The organism is Pinibacter soli (assembly GCF_029961145.1).
Taxonomy (GTDB): Bacteria; Bacteroidota; Bacteroidia; order Chitinophagales; family Chitinophagaceae; genus Pinibacter; species Pinibacter soli.
Window position 1 is genome coordinate 863678 of the sequence record NZ_JASBRG010000007.1, and the last position, 19384, is coordinate 883061.

Annotated in this window: 16 protein-coding genes; 2 read left to right on the forward strand and 14 right to left on the reverse strand. The window is 42.1% G+C overall.

Going from position 1 to position 19384, the window contains the following annotated elements:
* The first annotated feature begins 50 nt into the window (after positions 1-50).
* Complete coding sequence (locus QJ048_RS14350) at positions 51-1034, forward strand: maleylpyruvate isomerase N-terminal domain-containing protein (RefSeq protein WP_282335068.1); 984 nt, start codon at positions 51-53, stop codon at positions 1032-1034.
* A 103-nt stretch (positions 1035-1137) separates the two neighbouring features.
* Here QJ048_RS14350 and QJ048_RS14355 read toward each other — a convergent pair whose 3' ends face one another.
* The 14 genes from QJ048_RS14355 to QJ048_RS14420 form a co-directional block, all read right to left on the reverse strand.
* Positions 1138-2574 carry an NADH-quinone oxidoreductase subunit N gene (locus QJ048_RS14355; protein WP_282335069.1) on the reverse strand — a complete coding sequence of 479 codons (1437 nt, stop codon included), beginning with the start codon at positions 2572-2574 and terminating at the stop codon, positions 1138-1140.
* Positions 2575-2835: 261 nt separating this feature from the next.
* On the reverse strand, positions 2836-4290 hold the full coding sequence (locus QJ048_RS14360; RefSeq protein ID WP_282335070.1) for a complex I subunit 4 family protein: 1455 nt from the start codon (positions 4288-4290) through the stop codon (positions 2836-2838).
* On the reverse strand, positions 4287-6176 hold the full coding sequence (gene nuoL / locus QJ048_RS14365) for an NADH-quinone oxidoreductase subunit L (RefSeq protein WP_282335071.1): 1890 nt from the start codon (positions 6174-6176) through the stop codon (positions 4287-4289). The genes QJ048_RS14360 and nuoL overlap by 4 nt, the downstream gene beginning before the upstream one ends.
* Before the next feature lie 77 nt (positions 6177-6253).
* Entirely contained in the window at positions 6254-6565 is a 312-nt protein-coding gene (gene nuoK / locus QJ048_RS14370) for an NADH-quinone oxidoreductase subunit NuoK (RefSeq protein WP_282335072.1), read from the reverse strand.
* A gap of 3 nt (positions 6566-6568) precedes the next feature.
* Positions 6569-7120, reverse strand: a complete 552-nt coding sequence (gene nuoJ, locus QJ048_RS14375; RefSeq protein ID WP_282335073.1) for an NADH-quinone oxidoreductase subunit J — start codon at positions 7118-7120, stop codon at positions 6569-6571.
* Between the two features lie 3 nt (positions 7121-7123).
* Positions 7124-7639, reverse strand: coding sequence for an NADH-quinone oxidoreductase subunit NuoI (gene nuoI / locus QJ048_RS14380; protein ID WP_282335074.1), 516 nt, complete (start codon positions 7637-7639; stop codon positions 7124-7126).
* 273 nt (positions 7640-7912) lie between these two features.
* Complete coding sequence (gene nuoH / locus QJ048_RS14385) at positions 7913-8869, reverse strand: NADH-quinone oxidoreductase subunit NuoH (protein ID WP_282335075.1); 957 nt, start codon at positions 8867-8869, stop codon at positions 7913-7915.
* Between the two features lie 98 nt (positions 8870-8967).
* Complete coding sequence (nuoG, locus tag QJ048_RS14390; RefSeq protein WP_282335076.1) at positions 8968-11676, reverse strand: NADH-quinone oxidoreductase subunit NuoG; 2709 nt, start codon at positions 11674-11676, stop codon at positions 8968-8970.
* 162 nt (positions 11677-11838) lie between these two features.
* Entirely contained in the window at positions 11839-13113 is a 1275-nt protein-coding gene (nuoF, locus tag QJ048_RS14395) for an NADH-quinone oxidoreductase subunit NuoF (protein ID WP_282335077.1), read from the reverse strand.
* 74 nt (positions 13114-13187) lie between these two features.
* Entirely contained in the window at positions 13188-13667 is a 480-nt protein-coding gene (gene nuoE / locus QJ048_RS14400) for an NADH-quinone oxidoreductase subunit NuoE (protein WP_282335078.1), read from the reverse strand.
* Positions 13668-13753: 86 nt separating this feature from the next.
* Positions 13754-15502: an NADH-quinone oxidoreductase subunit C/D gene (gene nuoC, locus QJ048_RS14405; RefSeq protein ID WP_282335079.1), complete on the reverse strand. Its 1749-nt coding sequence runs from the start codon at positions 15500-15502 to the stop codon at positions 13754-13756.
* A gap of 119 nt (positions 15503-15621) precedes the next feature.
* Positions 15622-16260, reverse strand: coding sequence for an NADH-quinone oxidoreductase subunit NuoB (gene nuoB / locus QJ048_RS14410; protein ID WP_282335080.1), 639 nt, complete (start codon positions 16258-16260; stop codon positions 15622-15624).
* Between the two features lie 112 nt (positions 16261-16372).
* Positions 16373-16831: an NADH-quinone oxidoreductase subunit A gene (locus QJ048_RS14415; RefSeq protein ID WP_282335081.1), complete on the reverse strand. Its 459-nt coding sequence runs from the start codon at positions 16829-16831 to the stop codon at positions 16373-16375.
* 64 nt (positions 16832-16895) lie between these two features.
* Complete coding sequence (locus tag QJ048_RS14420; RefSeq protein ID WP_282335082.1) at positions 16896-17327, reverse strand: CBS domain-containing protein; 432 nt, start codon at positions 17325-17327, stop codon at positions 16896-16898.
* A gap of 454 nt (positions 17328-17781) precedes the next feature.
* On the opposite strand from QJ048_RS14420, the gene QJ048_RS14425 reads away from it, so the two are divergent.
* Positions 17782-19326, forward strand: coding sequence for a TolB family protein (locus QJ048_RS14425; RefSeq protein WP_282335083.1), 1545 nt, complete (start codon positions 17782-17784; stop codon positions 19324-19326).
* Positions 19327-19384: the final 58 nt, after the last annotated feature.

A 19384-nucleotide genomic window follows, 5' to 3' on the forward strand; every position in this document is an offset into this window, starting at 1 on the left:
CGTTATTGGATATAACTAACGTTTTACAAACACAACCCGACACTCTTACAATGATTGACCATACAAAAATATCCAAGGCTGAATGGCTCTCGCTCGGAAGATCATTTTATTCTCATCTGTTTACTGAACTGAATAAACTAAGTGAAGCAGAATGGAGGTCCAGTACACGTTATCTCGGATGGGATTGTAAAGACTTGGTAAATCACATGACCAGTGCTATCACCATAAACTTCAATTTGCTTGTCAAAATGGCTCTTGAAGAAAAGCCGGTCCCGGAGCCCGGCTTCAATCTGTTTCTGCGAAATGCAGAGGAAGTGGACCGCAGACGACGCAAAACTACCGAAGAAACAATTTTTGAATTCAAGACCGAAATAACCCGTCTTTTAGATCGCCTGGAAGAACTAAGCGAAGAGCAATGGAAAATGCCCGCCTTCTTCTTTATTGGAGATGTTGATATCTGCACCTTGTTCCTGGTCCAGTTTGCCGATAATGTAGTTCATGAACGGGATCTCTTATTTGCAAATAACCGCTGGAACTCGTTCGACCCGAAATTTACAGCGCCGCTTATGGATTGGTTCATGCGGATGTTCCGACCAGCCTCTTTCAGGCCGGAAAGAACCAATGGCGAATCGGCGCTGGTTCAATATTCAATTACCGGAACTGCAGGAGGCAACTGGTTTCAAAGTATAAAAGACAATGCTTGTGTTGTTTCTCAGGGCACAGTACAGAATCCCGAAATAACAATAACAACAACTGTTGAAGACCTGATCTCGACTGCACTTGCCCGTCCGGCGCCATTCATAGGAAAATTGTCAAGGGCATTAGAATGGATGGTAAAAAAAGAGAAAAAAGAAGATTTCGCTGCTAAGTTCACTGGCATTATTGCAGCCATGTCTGCAATAATGTTTGGAAAAATAAAAATTGAAGGCAACAAACATAAAGCCAATGCTATCGCAAAAAAATGGTTCTGGCATTTTTGGGAACGAACAGAGCAAACGCAGGAAAATATTTTGAAATCAAGATATAGAAAATAGCATCTTCAATAACATCGGATAATAACTTATGAGACAAAAAGATTTTAATTCTTTCCACTCTTTTATTGACATGAAATTTTCATTCACATTGCCACATTATTTGTCAGTTGCCAATTAACAAAAACTGTTTGATGCCTGGAATAATGATCGAGGGCACAACGCCAAAACCCAACAGCATCATTACCAATACAACCAAAGCTGCATAAGAAGCCGCATAAAAAAATGGATGCAGGCTTTTTTCTTTCTGGATAACAACAGCAACATCTGAAAACAATGTACTGATGATGCGCAAATAATAATACAAACCAATCACACTCGTTACGACCAATACGATTACAGGCAGCCATGCTTGTTGTTCAACGCCTGCCATGAGTACATAAAACTTTCCGATAAATCCTGCTGTTAGCGGTATTCCTGCCAGCGAAAGTAATGCCACGGAAAGCACAACGGCAACAAATGGTTTTTCCCAGAACAACCCGCGGTATACACTCAATGAGTCAGCATCTTTATCTTTTGCCGACAATAATATCATCACACCAAAGGCTATCAATATAGTAACCGCGTAAGCAATTAAATAAAAAGCAGCAGCTTCTACACCCCTGCTGTTTCCTGGCAAAAATGCCACCAGTAAATATCCAAAATGCGCAATGGAAGAATAAGCCAGCAATCGCTTTATGTTCTGTTGCCTCAACGCAAGTATGTTTCCTGTTATCATGGAAAGTATCGCAATAGCGGAAACAATTGTCATAACCGAATGATTGCTTTGCAAATGAAGTTCCTGCGCAAAACGAAGCAGTACAGCAAATACGCCAATTTTAGAAACAGTGGCAATAAAGCTTGCTACAGGTGGTGGTGCGCCCTGGTAAACATCTGCCGCCCATAAATGAAACGGCACTAATGCCAGCTTAAAGCCAACAGCAACCATGATTAAACTAAATCCCGCTATGAATAATGGTGACGATGAATCTAACTTTTTGGCTATGATAGAAAAATCCATACTGCCGGTATCCATATAGATCAGCGCCATGCCAAACAAAAGAAAAGCAGATGTAAGCGCCGCCAACAGAAGATATTTGATGCCTGCTTCAACAGCATTGTTCCTGGTACGCAAGTATGCGATTAATGCATACAAACTTACACTCAATAATTCCAGCCCGATAAAGAATGAGATAAAATGTCTGCTGATGGTTAATATCGCTGCACCGAGTGTACTTAAAAAAATAAGGATATAATATTCACGCGGGTTCTCTTCACGCTCTTCAAAATAAATGTAGGAGAACAGGCCCACCACTAAGACACAGAATATAATTAGGCCTGTGAACAAGGCTCCATATCCATCAACTATCAGCAATGGCATGATCGCTTGAGGTAAAACATCTCTTACATACCACATCGTAAAAATAACCAGGCACATCATGAGAAAGCCTATGATCTGTATAATGGTATGCCCCTGACGAAATGCGATCAGCAATATAATAACGATAGATGCTGTTGCCAGCTCCATAAAAGGAAGAAGCGCCATTAGCTGTTGATGAGTCATAAACTGTACGTTGTATGTTGAACATGGTTCTCCATAAAAACATTGGACTTATAACGAGCATTATTATGAACCCAGCTGTATTACTACTATCACCGTCTCTTGCGTCGCACTCTTCAGCTGGAAGTAATTCTACTCAGCATCGCTACAATCCTGTTTCATAAAATGCTACATGTTGAGTAACGAATAAAAAGTACAAGTGTGCGACGCAACAAAAGTTCACTTCTTATTCTACTGCCGGGCCCAAAAAAACACAAACAACTTTTAATGCAGCCTATAACTTAAAAGATCCATTACTGTTTGCGGATAAAGCCCCAGCAATACGATTGCAATGCTTAACGTCGCAAGAATGATCAACTCTCTTGCAGTTATATCAGTTAACTTATCTCCACTTGTCGTAGGACCCAAAAAAACTTTTTGCATCATGCGTAAAGAATACAACGCTGAAAAAACCAAACCAGTGGAAGCCAAAACGGTTAGCAATACGTTTGCCTGGAACGTACCCAACAGGATTAAAAACTCCGCGATAAAATTTCCCAATACCGGCAGGCCAAGTGAAGCCATGGTAAATAACATGGCAACTCCACCCATGGCAGGCATGGACGTCCATAACCCACCCATTTTTTCTATATCCCTTGTATGCAGTCGCTCCTTGATCATGCCGGCAAGAACGAATAATGCACCAGTACTTATGCCGTGTGTGACTATTTGCATTACAACACCCTGCATAGCTATTTCGCGGAACGCAAAAATACCGGTGAGCACAAAACCCATATGACTTACAGATGTATAAGCGATGAGCCGTTTAATATCTGTTTGCGCAAAAGCCATCATGGCTCCATAAATAATTCCGATGACACCAAACAACATTGCCCACCATGCAATATCAACAGCAGCCTGATGAAACAGTGGAAGAACAAAACGTATGATGCCATAAGCGCCAGTTTTAAGAAGCAGCCCTGCTAGTATAAGACTACCGGCTGTAGGCGCTTCGCTATGCGCATCAGGCAACCAACTGTGAAATGGCACCATCGGCAGCTTTATAACAAAAGCGATCATAAAACCTATCATTATCCACTTTGCTGTGGCAGGTTCAAGTTGCGTGTTTAAGAGACTGAAGTAATCGTATGAATAGGTGCCGTTTTTCGCACCGTGTGTAAAATACAATGACAATATGGAAAGCAGCATGAGCAAGCCACCCGCTTGTGTAAAAATGAAAAATTTATACGCAGCATATCTCCTGTTCTTATCGCCCCAGATAAGTATAAGCAGATACATGGGCACAAGCATTACTTCCCAGAAAAAGTAAAAAAGAAAAAGATCCAGCGCGACAAACACACCGCTAATACCGGCAAGCGTCCACAACAGGTTGAAATAATAGAATCCTGTGCGGTTATGAATTTCTTTCCATGAACATAATACAGCAAGCGTTCCCAGGAAAAATGTAAGCAGTAGCAAGATCATACTTAAGCCATCTATTGCTACGTGAAAGCTGATACCGAAAGATGGTATCCATGCAGTTTGATACTGGATCATCCATGTATCTGTACTTGTATGTGTTCCTCTGCCATACTGCAACCATATATTCATGAGGATAGCAAGGTCTGCCAGCACTGCAAATAACGCAATCCATTTTGCAGCCATCGGATTCCATCTTGCAATGAGCCAGCATAGCATGCCGCCACTCAATAAAACAACTATCAGCCACACTAGTATCATAAAAAAAATTGTAAGGCTAAAATAAAAATGATACCTATCAATACACTTATTACATACGTTCGCACAGAACCATCCTGGCTTACGGAAAATATTCCGTTGAGCCATTGAAATATAGATACAATACCTGTATATATTTTGTCAATTACATCCTGTTTGTTCAAACTTGTTACAAACATGAAAGGACGAACGAATAATGTGTGATACAATTGATCGAACCGCCAGCCGCTAAAAAAGAAATTACGCAGCCCAACCAATGCCGGCACCTCCTTCCATTTGGCTACTATGGCAGTATTTTTTTTGTACAAGAGATAGCCTGTATATATTCCTGTTAATGTTGCCGCCACCGCAATTAATTGAAAAATGTATTCGGAAGGAACGATATCTTTTTCTGTTAAAGGCGGCAAAGCCTTTTGCACTACGTCTGAAAACAATGTAACGTGCATCAGGTTATGTGGCCATTCAATAAAACCGGCGACAATACTTAACAGTGCCAAAATAATTAAGGGCCATGTCATCAGCCTGCCGGGAGGTTCACTAATATCTGTTTTTATTTCGCCCCAAAAAACCACCAGCATTAAACGTGTTGTATAAAAAGCGGTAATAAATGCGCCCGCAAGAGCTACTAACCAAAGCAAGGGATTACCTCCGTTAGCGCTCCATGCATACCATAAAATCTGGTCCTTGCTAAAGAAACCTGCACTTACAAATGGCAACGCTGCCAATGCTGCCGCACCGGCAAGAAATGTATAAAACACAATGGGCAGTTTATTTTTCAAGCCACCCATTTTAAAAATACCATGTTCGTGATGCAATGATTCTATGACAGCTCCTGCTGCAAGAAATAATAAGGCTTTAAAAAATGCGTGCGTAAAAAAATGAAATATGCCGGCACTCCATGCGCCAACACCGAGTGCTAAAAACATATAACCTACCTGGCTGATCGTTGAATAAGCAAGAATGCGTTTTATATCTGTCTGCACCATTGCGCTGCACCCTGCTATTAACAATGTGACGGCACCAACAACCGCCGTAATATTCATCACAAATGGTGATAGCTGAAACACTGCATGCATTCTTGCTACAAGGTAAACACCTGCTGTTACCATTGTTGCAGCATGTATCAACGCACTTACCGGTGACGGACCAGCCATTGCATCCGGCAGCCAGGTTTGTAAAGGTACTTGTGCCGACTTGCCCATTCCGCCAGCCAGCAACAGCAATGCTATGGAAGTTATAAGAGGTGAACTTTTGATAAAATGTTCTGGTGCTGCTTTTTGAATGGCAGGAATATCAAGTGTTCCCAATTCACGGAACAGCAGAAAAAGACCTATTGCCATGGCAGTATCACCAATACGCGTAATGTAAAATGCTTTGTTGGCCGCATGAACGTTAGCAGTGGTTTCGTACCAAAACCCAATGAGTAAATAGCTACATAGACCCACTCCTTCCCAACCGAGGTACAGCAATACCAAATTATCTGCCATTACCAGTATTAGCATGGCGCAAACAAAAAGATTCATAGATGCAAAAAACCTCGCATAGTCACGATCGTGCTTCATAAAACCTGCACTGTAAATATGTATAAGTGCACCGACAAATGTTATCACAAAGAGAAACACAAGTGATAATGCATCTATCCGAAAACTAAAGGAGCAATTGAAATTCGCTACGCTCATCCAGCGCCATAAGGTTTCCGTATAGGCACCATTTTCTGGTGGGGCTTGTAAGAAATTAATCCCAAGCCATATGGTTACAATTGCTGCAATGCAGACAACACCTGCGCCTACAACAGCGATCACCTGTTTGGACAAATGTCTTCCTGCAAGGGATAATATCAAAAATCCCATCAATGGTAACGCCGGGATAAGAAATAAAACTTCTTGCATGACAATCGTTTTTGAATATCTGTAGAGACAAGGCATTGCCTTGTCTGGTAGCGAAAAGACAAGGCAATGCCTTGTCTCTACGTCTCTATATCATCTTTAAGATTATTCAGTTTACTAACATCAAGTGTTTTATGCTGGTGATATACCTGCATGACCAATGCCAGCCCCACTGATACTTCGGACGCTGCCATTGCCAAAATAAACAGGAACATCACCTGCCCGTCGGGTTGTCCCCACCGGGCACCGGCTGCAACAAATGCAACTCCCGCAGCATTCAGCATTATCTCAACAGAGATCAATATGAAAATTATGTTTCGCCGCGTAAGTACGCCTAACAATCCAAGTACAAAAAGTATAGCGGCTACAACAAGTACTGAATATGATTGCATTGTTTATGTTTTAGATGAAAAATGCACTGCATCTTCCTCCTGCTTCAAAAACCTGTGTAAATATTTTTTCTTATGCCTGCCTATATGTGCAGCGCCTACAATGCCTGCCATTAAAAGAAAGCCGGTCAGCTCCACCGCTATTATGTACTCACCGTACAATGAAAGCGGGATTTTTTTCAGATCAACGGTTTGTTGAGGAATTGTTGTAGATCCTCCCATAACTATTAGTAACAGCAACTCTGCTAGTAAAATGACTGTTAATATCGAAGGGCCAATCCATGTTTTGGGTTGCATCCATTGCTTTTCCTGTATGGCGGATTCCCGTCCTAAATTGAGCATCATCACTACAAAAATGAAGAGTACGATAATCGCTCCTGCATACAAAATAATTTCCAGCGTGGCTACAAATGGTGCTCCCAGAGACAAGAATATCATTGCAACGCCTAAAAAAGATACAACGAGATACAGCAATGCATGCACGGGCTGATGGCGGGTTATTACCATAACGGTAGCCGCTATTGCAACAATGGATGAAATGTAAAAGAGATAGTTCATTTCTTATGGCATTAAGCTGTGAATGTCAACCGGCGCATCTTCGTTTTCACCTTCTCCTTTTTGTTTTACGCCTGCATTCATTCCTGCGACTTTATAAAAATTATAACCGGGATATTTCCCCTGGCTGTTTATCAGCAGATCTTCTTTTTCAAATACAAGATTCTGGCGATTGTATTCTGCCATTTCAAAATCCGGTATTAACTGGATAGCATACGTTGGACATGCATCTTCGCAATACCCGCAAAAAATACAGCGTGAAAAATTGATGCGAAAAAATTCCGGGTATCGCCTGCCATTTTCATCTTCTGTTGCCTGCAAAGCAATGCAATCAACGGGGCACGCAACAGCGCATAAGTAACAACCCACACAGCGTTCGCCACCATCAGGATCTTTTGTCAGCACGATTCTTCCGCGCCAGCGTGGATGCAATTTTACTTTCTCTTCCGGGTATTGAATGGTCACATGTCTTTTGAAAAGATGAAGAAATGTCAACCATATGGTTCGTATATGACTAAACATAGATCAAGTTTTATTTTTCACGCAAAAGCGCAAAGAAAAAGAGCAAAGAAAGCAAAGGTTTCACGCAACGAAGGCAACGGAGCGGCGACGCAAAGAATTGTTGATTTGAGTTTTTCTTATTTGAACTTTCCTTATAACAAAGCTTCCTCCTTGTCAGCGTCCACAAATTTCTGCAACCCTTTGCGTCGCTTTTTCGCCACGCTCGTTGCGTGAAATAAGTCGGACTCTTTGCGAAAAAACAAATCTCCTTCGCGCCTTTGCGTGAAACTTTAATCAGCCTCTTATCAATAGCGCTACAGCGCCGGTAATCATCAAATTCAGCAGTGCCAAAGGCAGCAATATCTTCCAGCCGGTCTCCATTAGTTGATCATATCTTGGTCGTGGCAACGATGCGCGTAATAATATAAAGAACAGAATAAAGGCAAATGTTTTTAAAAAGAACCATGCCCACGGAGGCAGGAATGACCAACCCAACCATCCACCGAAAAACATGGTAACGGTCACTGCAGATATAAGTGTTATACCTAAATATTCACCAATAAAAAACATCCCGAATTTCATTCCTGAATATTCTGAGTGATAACCGGCTACCAGTTCACTTTCTGCTTCCGGAATATCAAATGGCAACCTGTGTGTTTCTGCTATTCCTGCAATAAAAAATATAATCAGTGCCACGGGTTGCTTGATAACAAACCACATGTCCTTTTGTGCATTAACAATATCACCTAGTTTAAAAGAGCCTGTCAACATAACCACACCCATCAGGCTCAGGCCCATGAACACTTCGTAAGCTATCATTTGCGATGCGCCACGCATGGCGCCCAGCAATGAGTATTTATTATTGGATGCCCATCCACCCAACACAATGCTATACACGCCCAACGATGACATGGCCAGGAAAAACAAAATACCAACATTCAGGTCCGCTACTATTATTTGTGGTGTAAAGGGTATGATCACAAAACTCATTAATACACTGCCGACTACCACAGCAGGAGCGAATATAAACACCCACTTATCGGCAAAAGGTGGAACCCAGTCTTCTTTAAAAAACAACTTCAATGTATCTGCTAAAACGATCAATATTCCTAACGGCCCAGCCCTGTTAGGACCAAGTCTGTCCTGCCACATAGCCAACATTCTGCGCTCAACCCAAATAAGGCCAGCGGCAATATTCAACAGCACGAATAGCACTCCTAATACGATCCAAACATGTTGCATGACTGTCATCTTGGTGTTAATTTAAAATTCAAAAAACCAAAATTCAAAATTCAAAACAAGAGAAGACCATCGTGTACAATGATTAGGTATCTACGACTTTTTACTTTCTAATTTCTAATTTCTAATTTGACTCTCGACCCCCAGTTCATTCCAATTGATCCACGCAAGCCCGCAGAAATCAGCACTACGCCATCGCACAAATCTTTATCAACTTTAACCGGAAGAACATCATACACAATTCCGGCGTCTGTTATCTGTAACGGATCGCCTTCCTGCACTCCCAACACATGTAAACCTCCCGGTGACACACATATAAACGGATCAGGCGAAAGAGCTTGAAGTGCCAGACTATAGCTACTTAACTCTCCAGAACCTAATGTATCATACTTTGGCAGCAACAACCATCTGTCTTTTGCTATAACAAACGATCCGGGAACATCGTTAAAAAAAAGACCGTTATCTGCTTGCTTATCTTTAAATAACTGCACTCCGGAATCATCGCCACGAAGCGCTCCGCCAGGCTCATCCTGGTATTTGTTAACAGATTGAACTGAGTTCCATCCCGGCGACCAAAAGAAAGGAGTCATCATTGGCGGAGGCACGCCTCTGTACCCTTCCATCGTAAACGACAATGGCGAGTCCTCATCAGAAAATGGTTTCGGTTCACTCACATTTTTATTCGCCAGCATCGCTGTCCGTCCGCTATACCGATGCGGTTCTCTTGGTATTCTTTCGCCGTGTATCGTAAAATCATGTTGAGGAGAGACCTCCGTAACGCCTTTAAATTGAGGCAATGCAGTTTCCAGCTCATGTAACAATTCATCGGGAAAGGCTGCATGGTTATTGACAGCATGCGACTTCAACGATTGCATTTTTCTCAGCCATCTCCAACTTTCCTGCACCTGCGAACCTGCATTGGGAATAACCTGGAAGAAGCGTTGCGCACGACCTTCATTATTTACCAATGTGCCATCGCCATCAGCGAAAGTAGCTGCGGGCAACAGCACATGTGCCTTCTGTGTTGTTGTATTATGCAACGAATCCAACACAACGATGTGATCGCAGGCATTAAAAAAATCATTGGCGACACCAAACGTCACATTTCTGTAAAGATCATTTTCCAAAATAACGGCTGCAGCATGTCCGTTCTTTTTAACAGCCTCATTGGCTACATTAAATGAAGGAGCTTCCATCATTGCAAGACCCATGCTGTTACAATCCCTCATCACACAACTAAAAGCAGTTTTCCTTTCGCTGGTATTTAATGCAACGGCTATATCAAAAGCGGATTTGATAACATTATCATTGTAGCAGGATGTGCCCGTAACAACAACCGGATTCTTTGCTTTCTTCAAAACATCCGCTATTGTTTTTGCCCGGCTTAATAACTCTTCGTTAATGTCTGTATTATCTATTTTCCCTGGCTGTAAATAAGCAGCTATTGCAAAAGCAAGTCTGGCCAGTTCATCAGGTGCGGCATGCCATGAATGCGTTGCTAAATCATCTAATGGCGATGTTGTAATAGTAAGCGTTGCCAGAAAACCTTTTTCATCCTGTGCAAACTCTTTAATAGCAGAGTCGAGCCACACAGGCGCTTGAACCGATTTTGAAGCCTCGGCTGCAGCAGTTTTAACAACAGCCTGGCGAACAGCCAACGCCAGCATTGGCGCAGTGTTCCATATATCTTCTCCGATTACTACAACGGCATCAGCCTGTTCAATGTCTTTCAACGATGCGCTGTGCACGCATCCCGAACTGAGCATTTCTACAACAAGCCTGTTTACATATGCCTCATCTTCGCTGACACCCTGGTAAAAATTTTCTTTACCTACCAATTGCATCAACGCAAAATTGCTTTCCATGGACGCTCTTGGCGAACCTACTCCTATCAGTTTACCAGTAGAAATAAACTGCTGTAAATGCGCCATTACTTCGTCTTCTTTTGCAGCTTCATTCGTACGGTTTCTAATGAGAGCTTGTTTTATACGGTTTTCACTATTTACAAATTCATACCCAAAGCGACCGCGATCACAAAGGAAATAACCATTTACATCGCCATTGTACCTGTTAAGCACACAGCGTAATTCTCCGTAGCGTTCCGCTGCAATTGTATTACAGCCTACGCTACAATGATGGCAAACAGAGGGAGCCATTGTCAGATCCCATTTGCGGGTATAATGTTCTTTTAAGGTTTTATCAGTAAACACGCCTGTGGGACAAACCTCCGAAAGATTTCCACTGAATGGACTTTGCAACACTCCGTCTTTTTCTCTTCCAAAATATATATGATTATGCGCCGCAAATACGTTCAGGTCACCACCACCAGCGTAGTCGCGATAATAGCGAACGCAACGGTAACATTGTATGCAGCGATTCATTTCATGATTGATCAACGGGCCGAGATATTGATTAGTGTATGTTCTTTTTTTATACTTATATCTGCGGTAATCATGGCCAGTCATTACTGTCATGTCCTGCAAATGACAGGCCCCGCCTTCATCACACACCGGGCAATCATGCGGGTGATTGGTCATTAACCACTCAATCACCTGCTCGCGAAATGCTTTAGCAATTTTATCGTCTATGGAAAGATATAAGCCATCTGTTACCTTTTCCATACAACTCATGACCAGCCTGCCTTTTGTGTCAGTTTCATCTTTGTATACTTTAACCGCACATTGTCTGCATGCGCCTACGCTACCCATTGCTGGATGCCAGCAGAAGTAAGGCAGATCCAAACCTTGTGCAAGACAAGCCTCCAGTAAATTCTTACCGGCTTTTACAGTGTATGTTTTGTTATCGATGTGGATGGTCATGGCCGACAATTAATATAGCATCGCTCTAAAACTTTGACCGCCTCTCTTTTCGATGTTTCGAGAGCCTTTGGTTTTAGATTCTGCAAAAATGGTAACCGCTTTTTCTAATAACTGTAACCCTATTAATTCTTAATTATTAATTATTAATTGGCATCACAGCCTTCAACCTTCATAAGGACACTTATACTCCTCAATATGTCGAACAAAATCCTCTCTAAAATATTTTAATGCACTTTGCAATGGCTCCATTGCGCCGGGCGCCAATGCACAGTATGTATTGCCTGGGCCGAGGTATTGTGTATGCATTTGCAACAACTCCATGTCCTCTGGCGATCCATTTCCTTTTTCAAGCCCGGACAGAATTCTTTCAACCCAGGGTAATCCTTCCCGGCAGGGCGTGCACCAACCGCAACTTTCCTGTGCAAAAAAATGCTGCAGATTATGTACAAATCCTACCGGACATGTTTTATCATCCATTACGACGATTGTGCCTGTACCTAAGCGGCTACCCGCTGCCGCAACAGAAGTATAGTCCATCTTTATATCAAGATGCTGTTCTGTTAAAAAATCTGTTGATGCTCCGCCCGGTAATACACCTTTTAAGCTATAACCATTTGTCATACCTCCGGCATATTCTTCAATTATTTCACGCATGGTTGTACCTAAAGGAAGTTCCCAAACACCGGGTCGTTTTACTTTTCCACTTACTCCGTAGAGCTTGGTACCGCTGTCTTCGCTGACACTTAAACTTCTAAACCAATCTGCTCCATTGTTAATGATATGAGGCAGACAACTAAGCGTTTCTACATTATTTACAATTGTTGGCTTGCCATACAAACCGCTTACCTGTGGAAAGGGAGGTTTGGCCCGGGGCGTTGCTCGCTTGCCTTCCAGCGCATTTAGCAGCGCTGTTTCTTCGCCGCATATATACCGTCCTACGCCGGTATGTAAATACATTTCCAAATTCCAGCCACTGCCTAAAACATTTTTACCAACGTAACCTGCTGCATATGCGTCACTAATACTTTTCTCCATAATTTCTGCAGCCTTTCGATAGGCCCACCTGAGAAACACATAAGAGATGTCTGCTTTTATTGCATAGGCGGCCAGAATCATTCCTTCAAGTAACTGGTGCGGGTTTCCTTCCAGCAGCAAGCGATCCTTAAATGTGCCGGGCTCCATTTCATCTGCGTTACAAATAAGATATTTCGGATGTCTTGCATTTTCATCCATTGGTACAAAACTCCATTTTATACCTGTGCTAAAACCAGCGCCACCACGTCCTTTCAGACCACTGTCTTTTACTATTTGCTGTACTTGTTGCGGCGAATTATCCTTCAATACTTTTCGTAGGGCCGCATAACCGCCTGCCTGCTCATAGTCTTTTAAACTGAGTGTGTTTCCTGTTATGATATTTTTTGTTAGCGGCTGTTCCATTTTAAAAAGCAAATTTAAAATATCAGCAACCTGTAGAGACAAGGCAATGCCTTGTCTCTACAGGCTATCAGCATTTATTTATACAATTCTAAAATTCTATCAAGTTGCTCTTCCTTTACATCCTCATACAAATCTTCATCTATCATCATTGCCGGTGCATGATCGCAGCAACCAAGACATACATTAGGCAGCAGCGTGAATAAGTTGTCTTTCGTTGTTTGCCCGAACTGAATGTTTAGTTGCTTTTGCAATGCCTCGTATATTTTGCCGTACCCCATCACATAACACGATATGCTGTCGCACAACAATATCACATGTTTGCCAACCGGCTTGCGAAAAATAAGGTTATAAAAAGTAGCTACACTATCCACTTCTGCTGCACTCATTTCCAAATAGTTTGCAATAGCATCAATACTTTCATCACTTATCCAACGTCGTTGTTTCTGCACTATTTTTAATGCCTCTATAACCGCTGCTTTTTTATAAGGCACCATGCTTATTTCATGATCAATCGCACGCATTTCTATTTCCGTTAGCAATTCCTTTTTTTCCATATGTGCATGATCATTATGTTTCTGTTCGAGTATAAGATTTGATTCGTGCATCTATTCATTTTCAATTTTCAATTTTCAATTTTCAATTACCTATCAATATCTGCCAGCACAAAATCCACACTTCCCAAAATTGACAACAAGTCGGCAACAGTGTAGCCTTTGCTTACAAAGGGCAGCATTTGCATGTGCGGAAATGACGGAGTTCTTATGCGTGTTCTGTATGATGATGTATTGCCATCACTTACCAGGTAGTAACTATTGGCGCCCTTTGTTGCTTCTATGCAACTCATGGCTTCACCGGCAGGTATTACGGGTCCCCAGCTTACATTTAGAAAATGCGTGATGAGCGTTTCTATATCCTGCATGGTATATTTCTTTAAGGGCGGTGTTGTGAGGTGATGGTCTGCCTTGTAGCTGCCTTCCGGCATATTTTCCAGGCATTGTTTTACTATGCGCAGACTTTGCCATAACTCTTCTACGCGTACTACGGCACGATCAAAACAGTCGCCATGTTGCGCGGTGGGAATATCAAAATCAAACATTTCGTAGCCAGAGTATGGCTGCTTTTTTCTAAAATCCCATTCGTAGCCACAGGCACGCAAACCCGGCCCTGTTACGCCCCATTCTATCGCTTCTTCCAATGTATAAATTCCGATGCCTTTCGTCCTTCCCTTAAACAGGCTGTTGCGAATAACCATATTGGTATATTCCTTAATTTTCTTTGGAAAATATTCAACAAAATCCCGCACCAGAGCATCCCATCCTTTGGGCAGATCCTGTGCTACTCCGCCAATGCGGAACCAGTTTGGATGCATGCGCCCACCACAAACTGCTTCAATGATATCGAATACTTTTTCACGATCTGTAAACATATAAAACACTGGCGATAGCTGTCCCACATCCTGCGCAAATGTGCCGAACCAAACAAGATGACTTGATATGCGAAACAACTCGCACAGCATAACACGAATAACTTTTACTCTATCAGGCACAGTTATGCCTGCCATCTTTTCAACGGCCAGCAAGTAAGCAAGATTGTTCATTACGCCGCCGAGATAATCAATACGATCTGTATAAGGTATGTATGTGTGCCAGCTCTGCCGTTCACCCATTTTCTCTGCACCACGGTGGTGAAAACCAATTTCGGGAACTGCGTCAACAATATCTTCACCATCCAGTTGAAGTACAATTCGTAACACACCATGTGTGCCTGGGTGTTGGGGCCCTATGTTGAGAAACATAAAATCTGCATCATCACTTTCACGCTGCATGCCCCATTCTTCTGGTTTAAATTGCAGCGCATCTTGTTCGCGATCTATTGTTTCATTTACTAAGCGATATGGCCCAATCTCTGTAGCTCTTGCAGGATGCTCTTTTCGTAGCGGATGCCCTTGCCATGTTAATGGCATTAGGATGCGTTGTAAATGCGGGTGCCCTTCAAACTTGATACCGAACATATCATACACTTCCCGCTCGTACCAGTTGGCATTTTTAAACACGCCCGTTATGGAAGGCAATGATGGATATTCACCTTGCAGCCCTACTTTTAGCCGGATGAAACTATTTCGTTCAAACGAAAATAAATGATAGATAACAGTAAAATCTTTTACAGGCAATTTCTCTTTACCTGACCTGTCGCGCTCGTCCATACCGCACAGGTCATATAATAAATTGAAAGGTTGAGGAATGTTTGTTTTAAGATATGTTGTAACGGAAATTATTTTTTCTTTGGGAAGCCACAGCGTAGGTATATCATCCACTGTAGATTGCTGTATAAATGTATCCGCACCAAAATTTTGTTGCAGTAAGTCTAATATGGCAAAGGCATCAGACATAGGTTATACTAAATTCAAAAGTAAAAATTCAAAATTCAAAACGTTGACATTTTACTTATTCATAAACAAGCCTTTTGAATTTTTACTTTTGACTTTTTAATTTTTACTTTTACTCTTCATCACACTTCATCTATTGACCTGAAGTTTACCATGTTCATTCTTTCTTCACGTCGTTTATCTTTCATTGATTGCATTTTGGGTTTCTCAACTCCCTGATCGCCGATCACCCAACTTAGCGGCCTCCTTTCATTCTTTACAGCTTCTCCCAACAAAACAAGGCCCTGCATAAAAGCATCGGGTCTTGGCGGACACCCCGGCACATATACATCAACAGGTAAAAATTTATCTACACCCTGCACAACACTGTAGATGTCATACATGCCGCCACTGTTGGCGCAACTGCCCATAGATATTACCCAGCGCGGCTCCATCATTTGCTCGTGCAATCTTTTGATGATAGGCACCATTTTAATAAACACGGTTCCGGCAATAACCATAACATCTGCTTCACGTGGTGTACCTCTGATTACTTCTGCACCAAAACGAGCAACATCATATTTACTGGTAATACTGGTAGCCATTTCAACAAAACAGCAACTCAACCCAAAGTGAAACGGCCACATGGAATTTTTTCTGCCCCATGCAAGCAAATCCTGCACGGTCGTAAGCATTATACTTTTACTCACAGCCTCTTCCATGCTGCCATTACCGTTAAAATTGCCGGTATCATTATCTGTTTTGCTGAACCACCATTTCATAAGAAGTTATGAGTTATGAGTGATGAGTTTTGAGTTGTAAGTAGTAAGTTTAAAGTAGTATAGCAATAGTCGTAAATTTGGCGACTAGACTAGACTAGACTAGACTCAAAACTCATAACTTATTACTCAAAACTTTAAATGCTTTCAATATCTTCTTTCCGTCCGGCCCAAAATCAAGGGCGCCTATTCCCCATTCATAAATCAATACCACCACTAGTTGTACAATGAATATTGACATACCTATATACCCTGCCCAACCAAGTTCATAAAAGCCAAGCGCCCATAACATAATAAACACAGCTTCTACATCAAATATCACAAACAACATTGCCACTAAATAAAACTGTGCTGAAAAGCGAATTTTTGCGTTGCCCGCTTGTTGTATGCCGCCTTCATAAGGAAGATCAGTAGCTCGTTCTTTGTGCCTTTGACCAAGTACATAAGACAGAGACAGTATAAGCGTCAGCAAAAAAAGCACCAGGCTTGCATACAGCAGAAAAGGCCACAAAACTGCATGATCATTACTTACCGGCATATTGTTAATATTTAGCAACAATCCGTTTACCGGCATGTGTTACGCCGGCGTTAGAGACAAGGCAATGCCTTGTCTGTACAATTGCAATTCCCGCTTATGCTCAGCTTTTGATATACCTTTCCAAGCAATCTATGATGAAATCCTTGTCAGACATTATGTACTTTACCAAATCGCCAATGGAGATTAGCCCAACCAACTCTTCATTGTCATTCAAAACGGGAAGATGACGGATAAATTTATCTGTCATCATTTGCATGCATTCTTCAATAGTTGTATCAGGAGTTACAAAAATCGGGCGGCTTGTCATAATATGCTTAACAAGCGTTTCTTTAGATGAGCGCCCCTTGAGGATAACTTTGCGGGCATAGTCTCTTTCCGTGAAGACTCCAATCAGCTTTCCTTTTTCTATTACAACGAGAGAACCTAAATTCCTTTCTTCCAATGTTTCCAATGCATCATACACGGAACTATCTGGGCCTATCCCGTACACTGAGTTACCCTTCTTTTGCAGGATATCTCGAACAGTGTTCATAAAAAATATTTAAGAGAGCTATTAATATGACTATTAAGTTAACACCTATTCTTATCAAATGCAAAAGATTGCGTAAAGTTTTGCAAATAAATATCTTCAGCATTACTCAAAACAAGACAATTGAACTCCAGATTCTGCTGCGCAGAAAGCGTTCCGGAGAGTTCGGTTACTCAAACTGTTAGTGAGTCCGCACACCGTTTTTGATCCTGTAACCGAAAAATATTTTGCTCATCTTAATTAATTTATTTGCACAAGCTTATACAAAACACAGTCTTGTAAATCTTTGTAGCTTTACATTCACTTTCCGTCCAATTCTATTCTAAACCAAACGCTGCCGCTACCACCACTCTTTTTGCTACCTTCTGAAAATACCATCTAAATTTTGGTGTGAGAGATTTTCTTGTTTACCGGGAAACCGGCAGACGATTTTGTCGTATTCATAAAAGAGCTTTTCATGAAAATTAAGGAAGTCCAGCCCTTAATGGTTAGTAAAGTTGAAGAAATGCTTTGCTGCATTTTCGCGACTTTATTTTTTGTCATGCTGAGCTTTTCCTGCAAAAAGGAATTATCGTGTGAGAGCTGTAGAGAAGCTAACAAACCACCTATTGCAATTGCAGGTCCTGACCAGAATATCACTTTACCAACCGACGGTATTTCATTAGATGGCTCTCCTTCCAATGATCCGGATGGGACGATCAATACATGGTTATGGAAAAAGATTTCAGGGCCCTCTGCATTTAGTATCATCAATCCAAGCACAGCAAAAACAGTTGTGAGAAATATCGTTGCCGGCATTTACCGGTTTGAATTAACCGTAACCGACAACCAGGATTTATCCGCAAAGGATACGGTAACAGTAATTGTTGATTCAATACGCACAACAAATCATCCACCGGTTGCCAATGCGGGAGCCGACCAGATAATTACACTACCTGCAACTACTGCTACAATTGATGGAAGCGGATCGACTGATCCGGACAATAATATCGCCGCTTACTTATGGACAAAAATTTCGGGACCATCATCATCAAACATTGCGACGGCAAATGCAGCACAAACGTCCGTGAGTAATCTTGTGGAGGGCTTTTACGAATTTGAATTGCTAGTGACCGATGCCAGTGGATTGTCAGACAAGGATACCGTAACGATTACAGTGACCAAACGGTATCCACCATGCGCAGACTGCAAGATCGTATTCGTTTCTGATCGCGACGGCAATGCCGAGATCTACTCTTGCGATGCTGACGGATCCAACATTAAAAGGCTTACAAATAGCGCCGGCGACGATGACGATCCTGCCTGGTCACCGGATGGTAAAAAAATTGCCTTCATGAGTGCAAGAACCGGCGTTCCGGAAATTTACACTATGAATGCGGATGGCTCAAATGTTACACGCAGGACCTTTACTGAGAGTTATAGCGGACATCCAACCTGGTCGCCGGATGGAGCAAAAATCGCTTACTCTTCGAACACTAATGGCAGCGCAAACATATGGGTGGTGGGAGCAACAACGGGATCACCATCGTTGCTATTAGAAAGGCAAGGACGAAATGTGCAGCCCGCATGGTCGCCGGATGGAACAAAGATTGCATTTGCGAGCGACTGGGCAGCCTTTGACTTTGTATTTGATATCTACACCATCAAGCCGGATGGTACAGGGCTCGTTAATGTTTCTGATATAAACATATTCGATCAAATCAATTACCTGGGTCCAAGCTGGTCACCTGATGGATCGAAACTCGCGATGGAAATGCGCCAACCGAGCGGTACAGATCCGAAGGATATACAGATTGGTGTTATGAATGCTGACGGTACCGGAATCAGAGCCATTGCTTCAGACATAAAAGCATGGACAGCGACATCGTGGTCTGGCGATGGAACCAGCGTAGCATACACTTCTGTATCCGGATTGAGAAAGGATGTTGCATGGGCTTCTGCCAAAGGTACTTCAAAGGGAATTATTGTAACCAATGCCTGGAATCCCAACTGGCAGCACTAATGCGACGCAGCGGGCTGTATGTAATCAAACATACAATGTCGTTTTCTTAAACATCTTA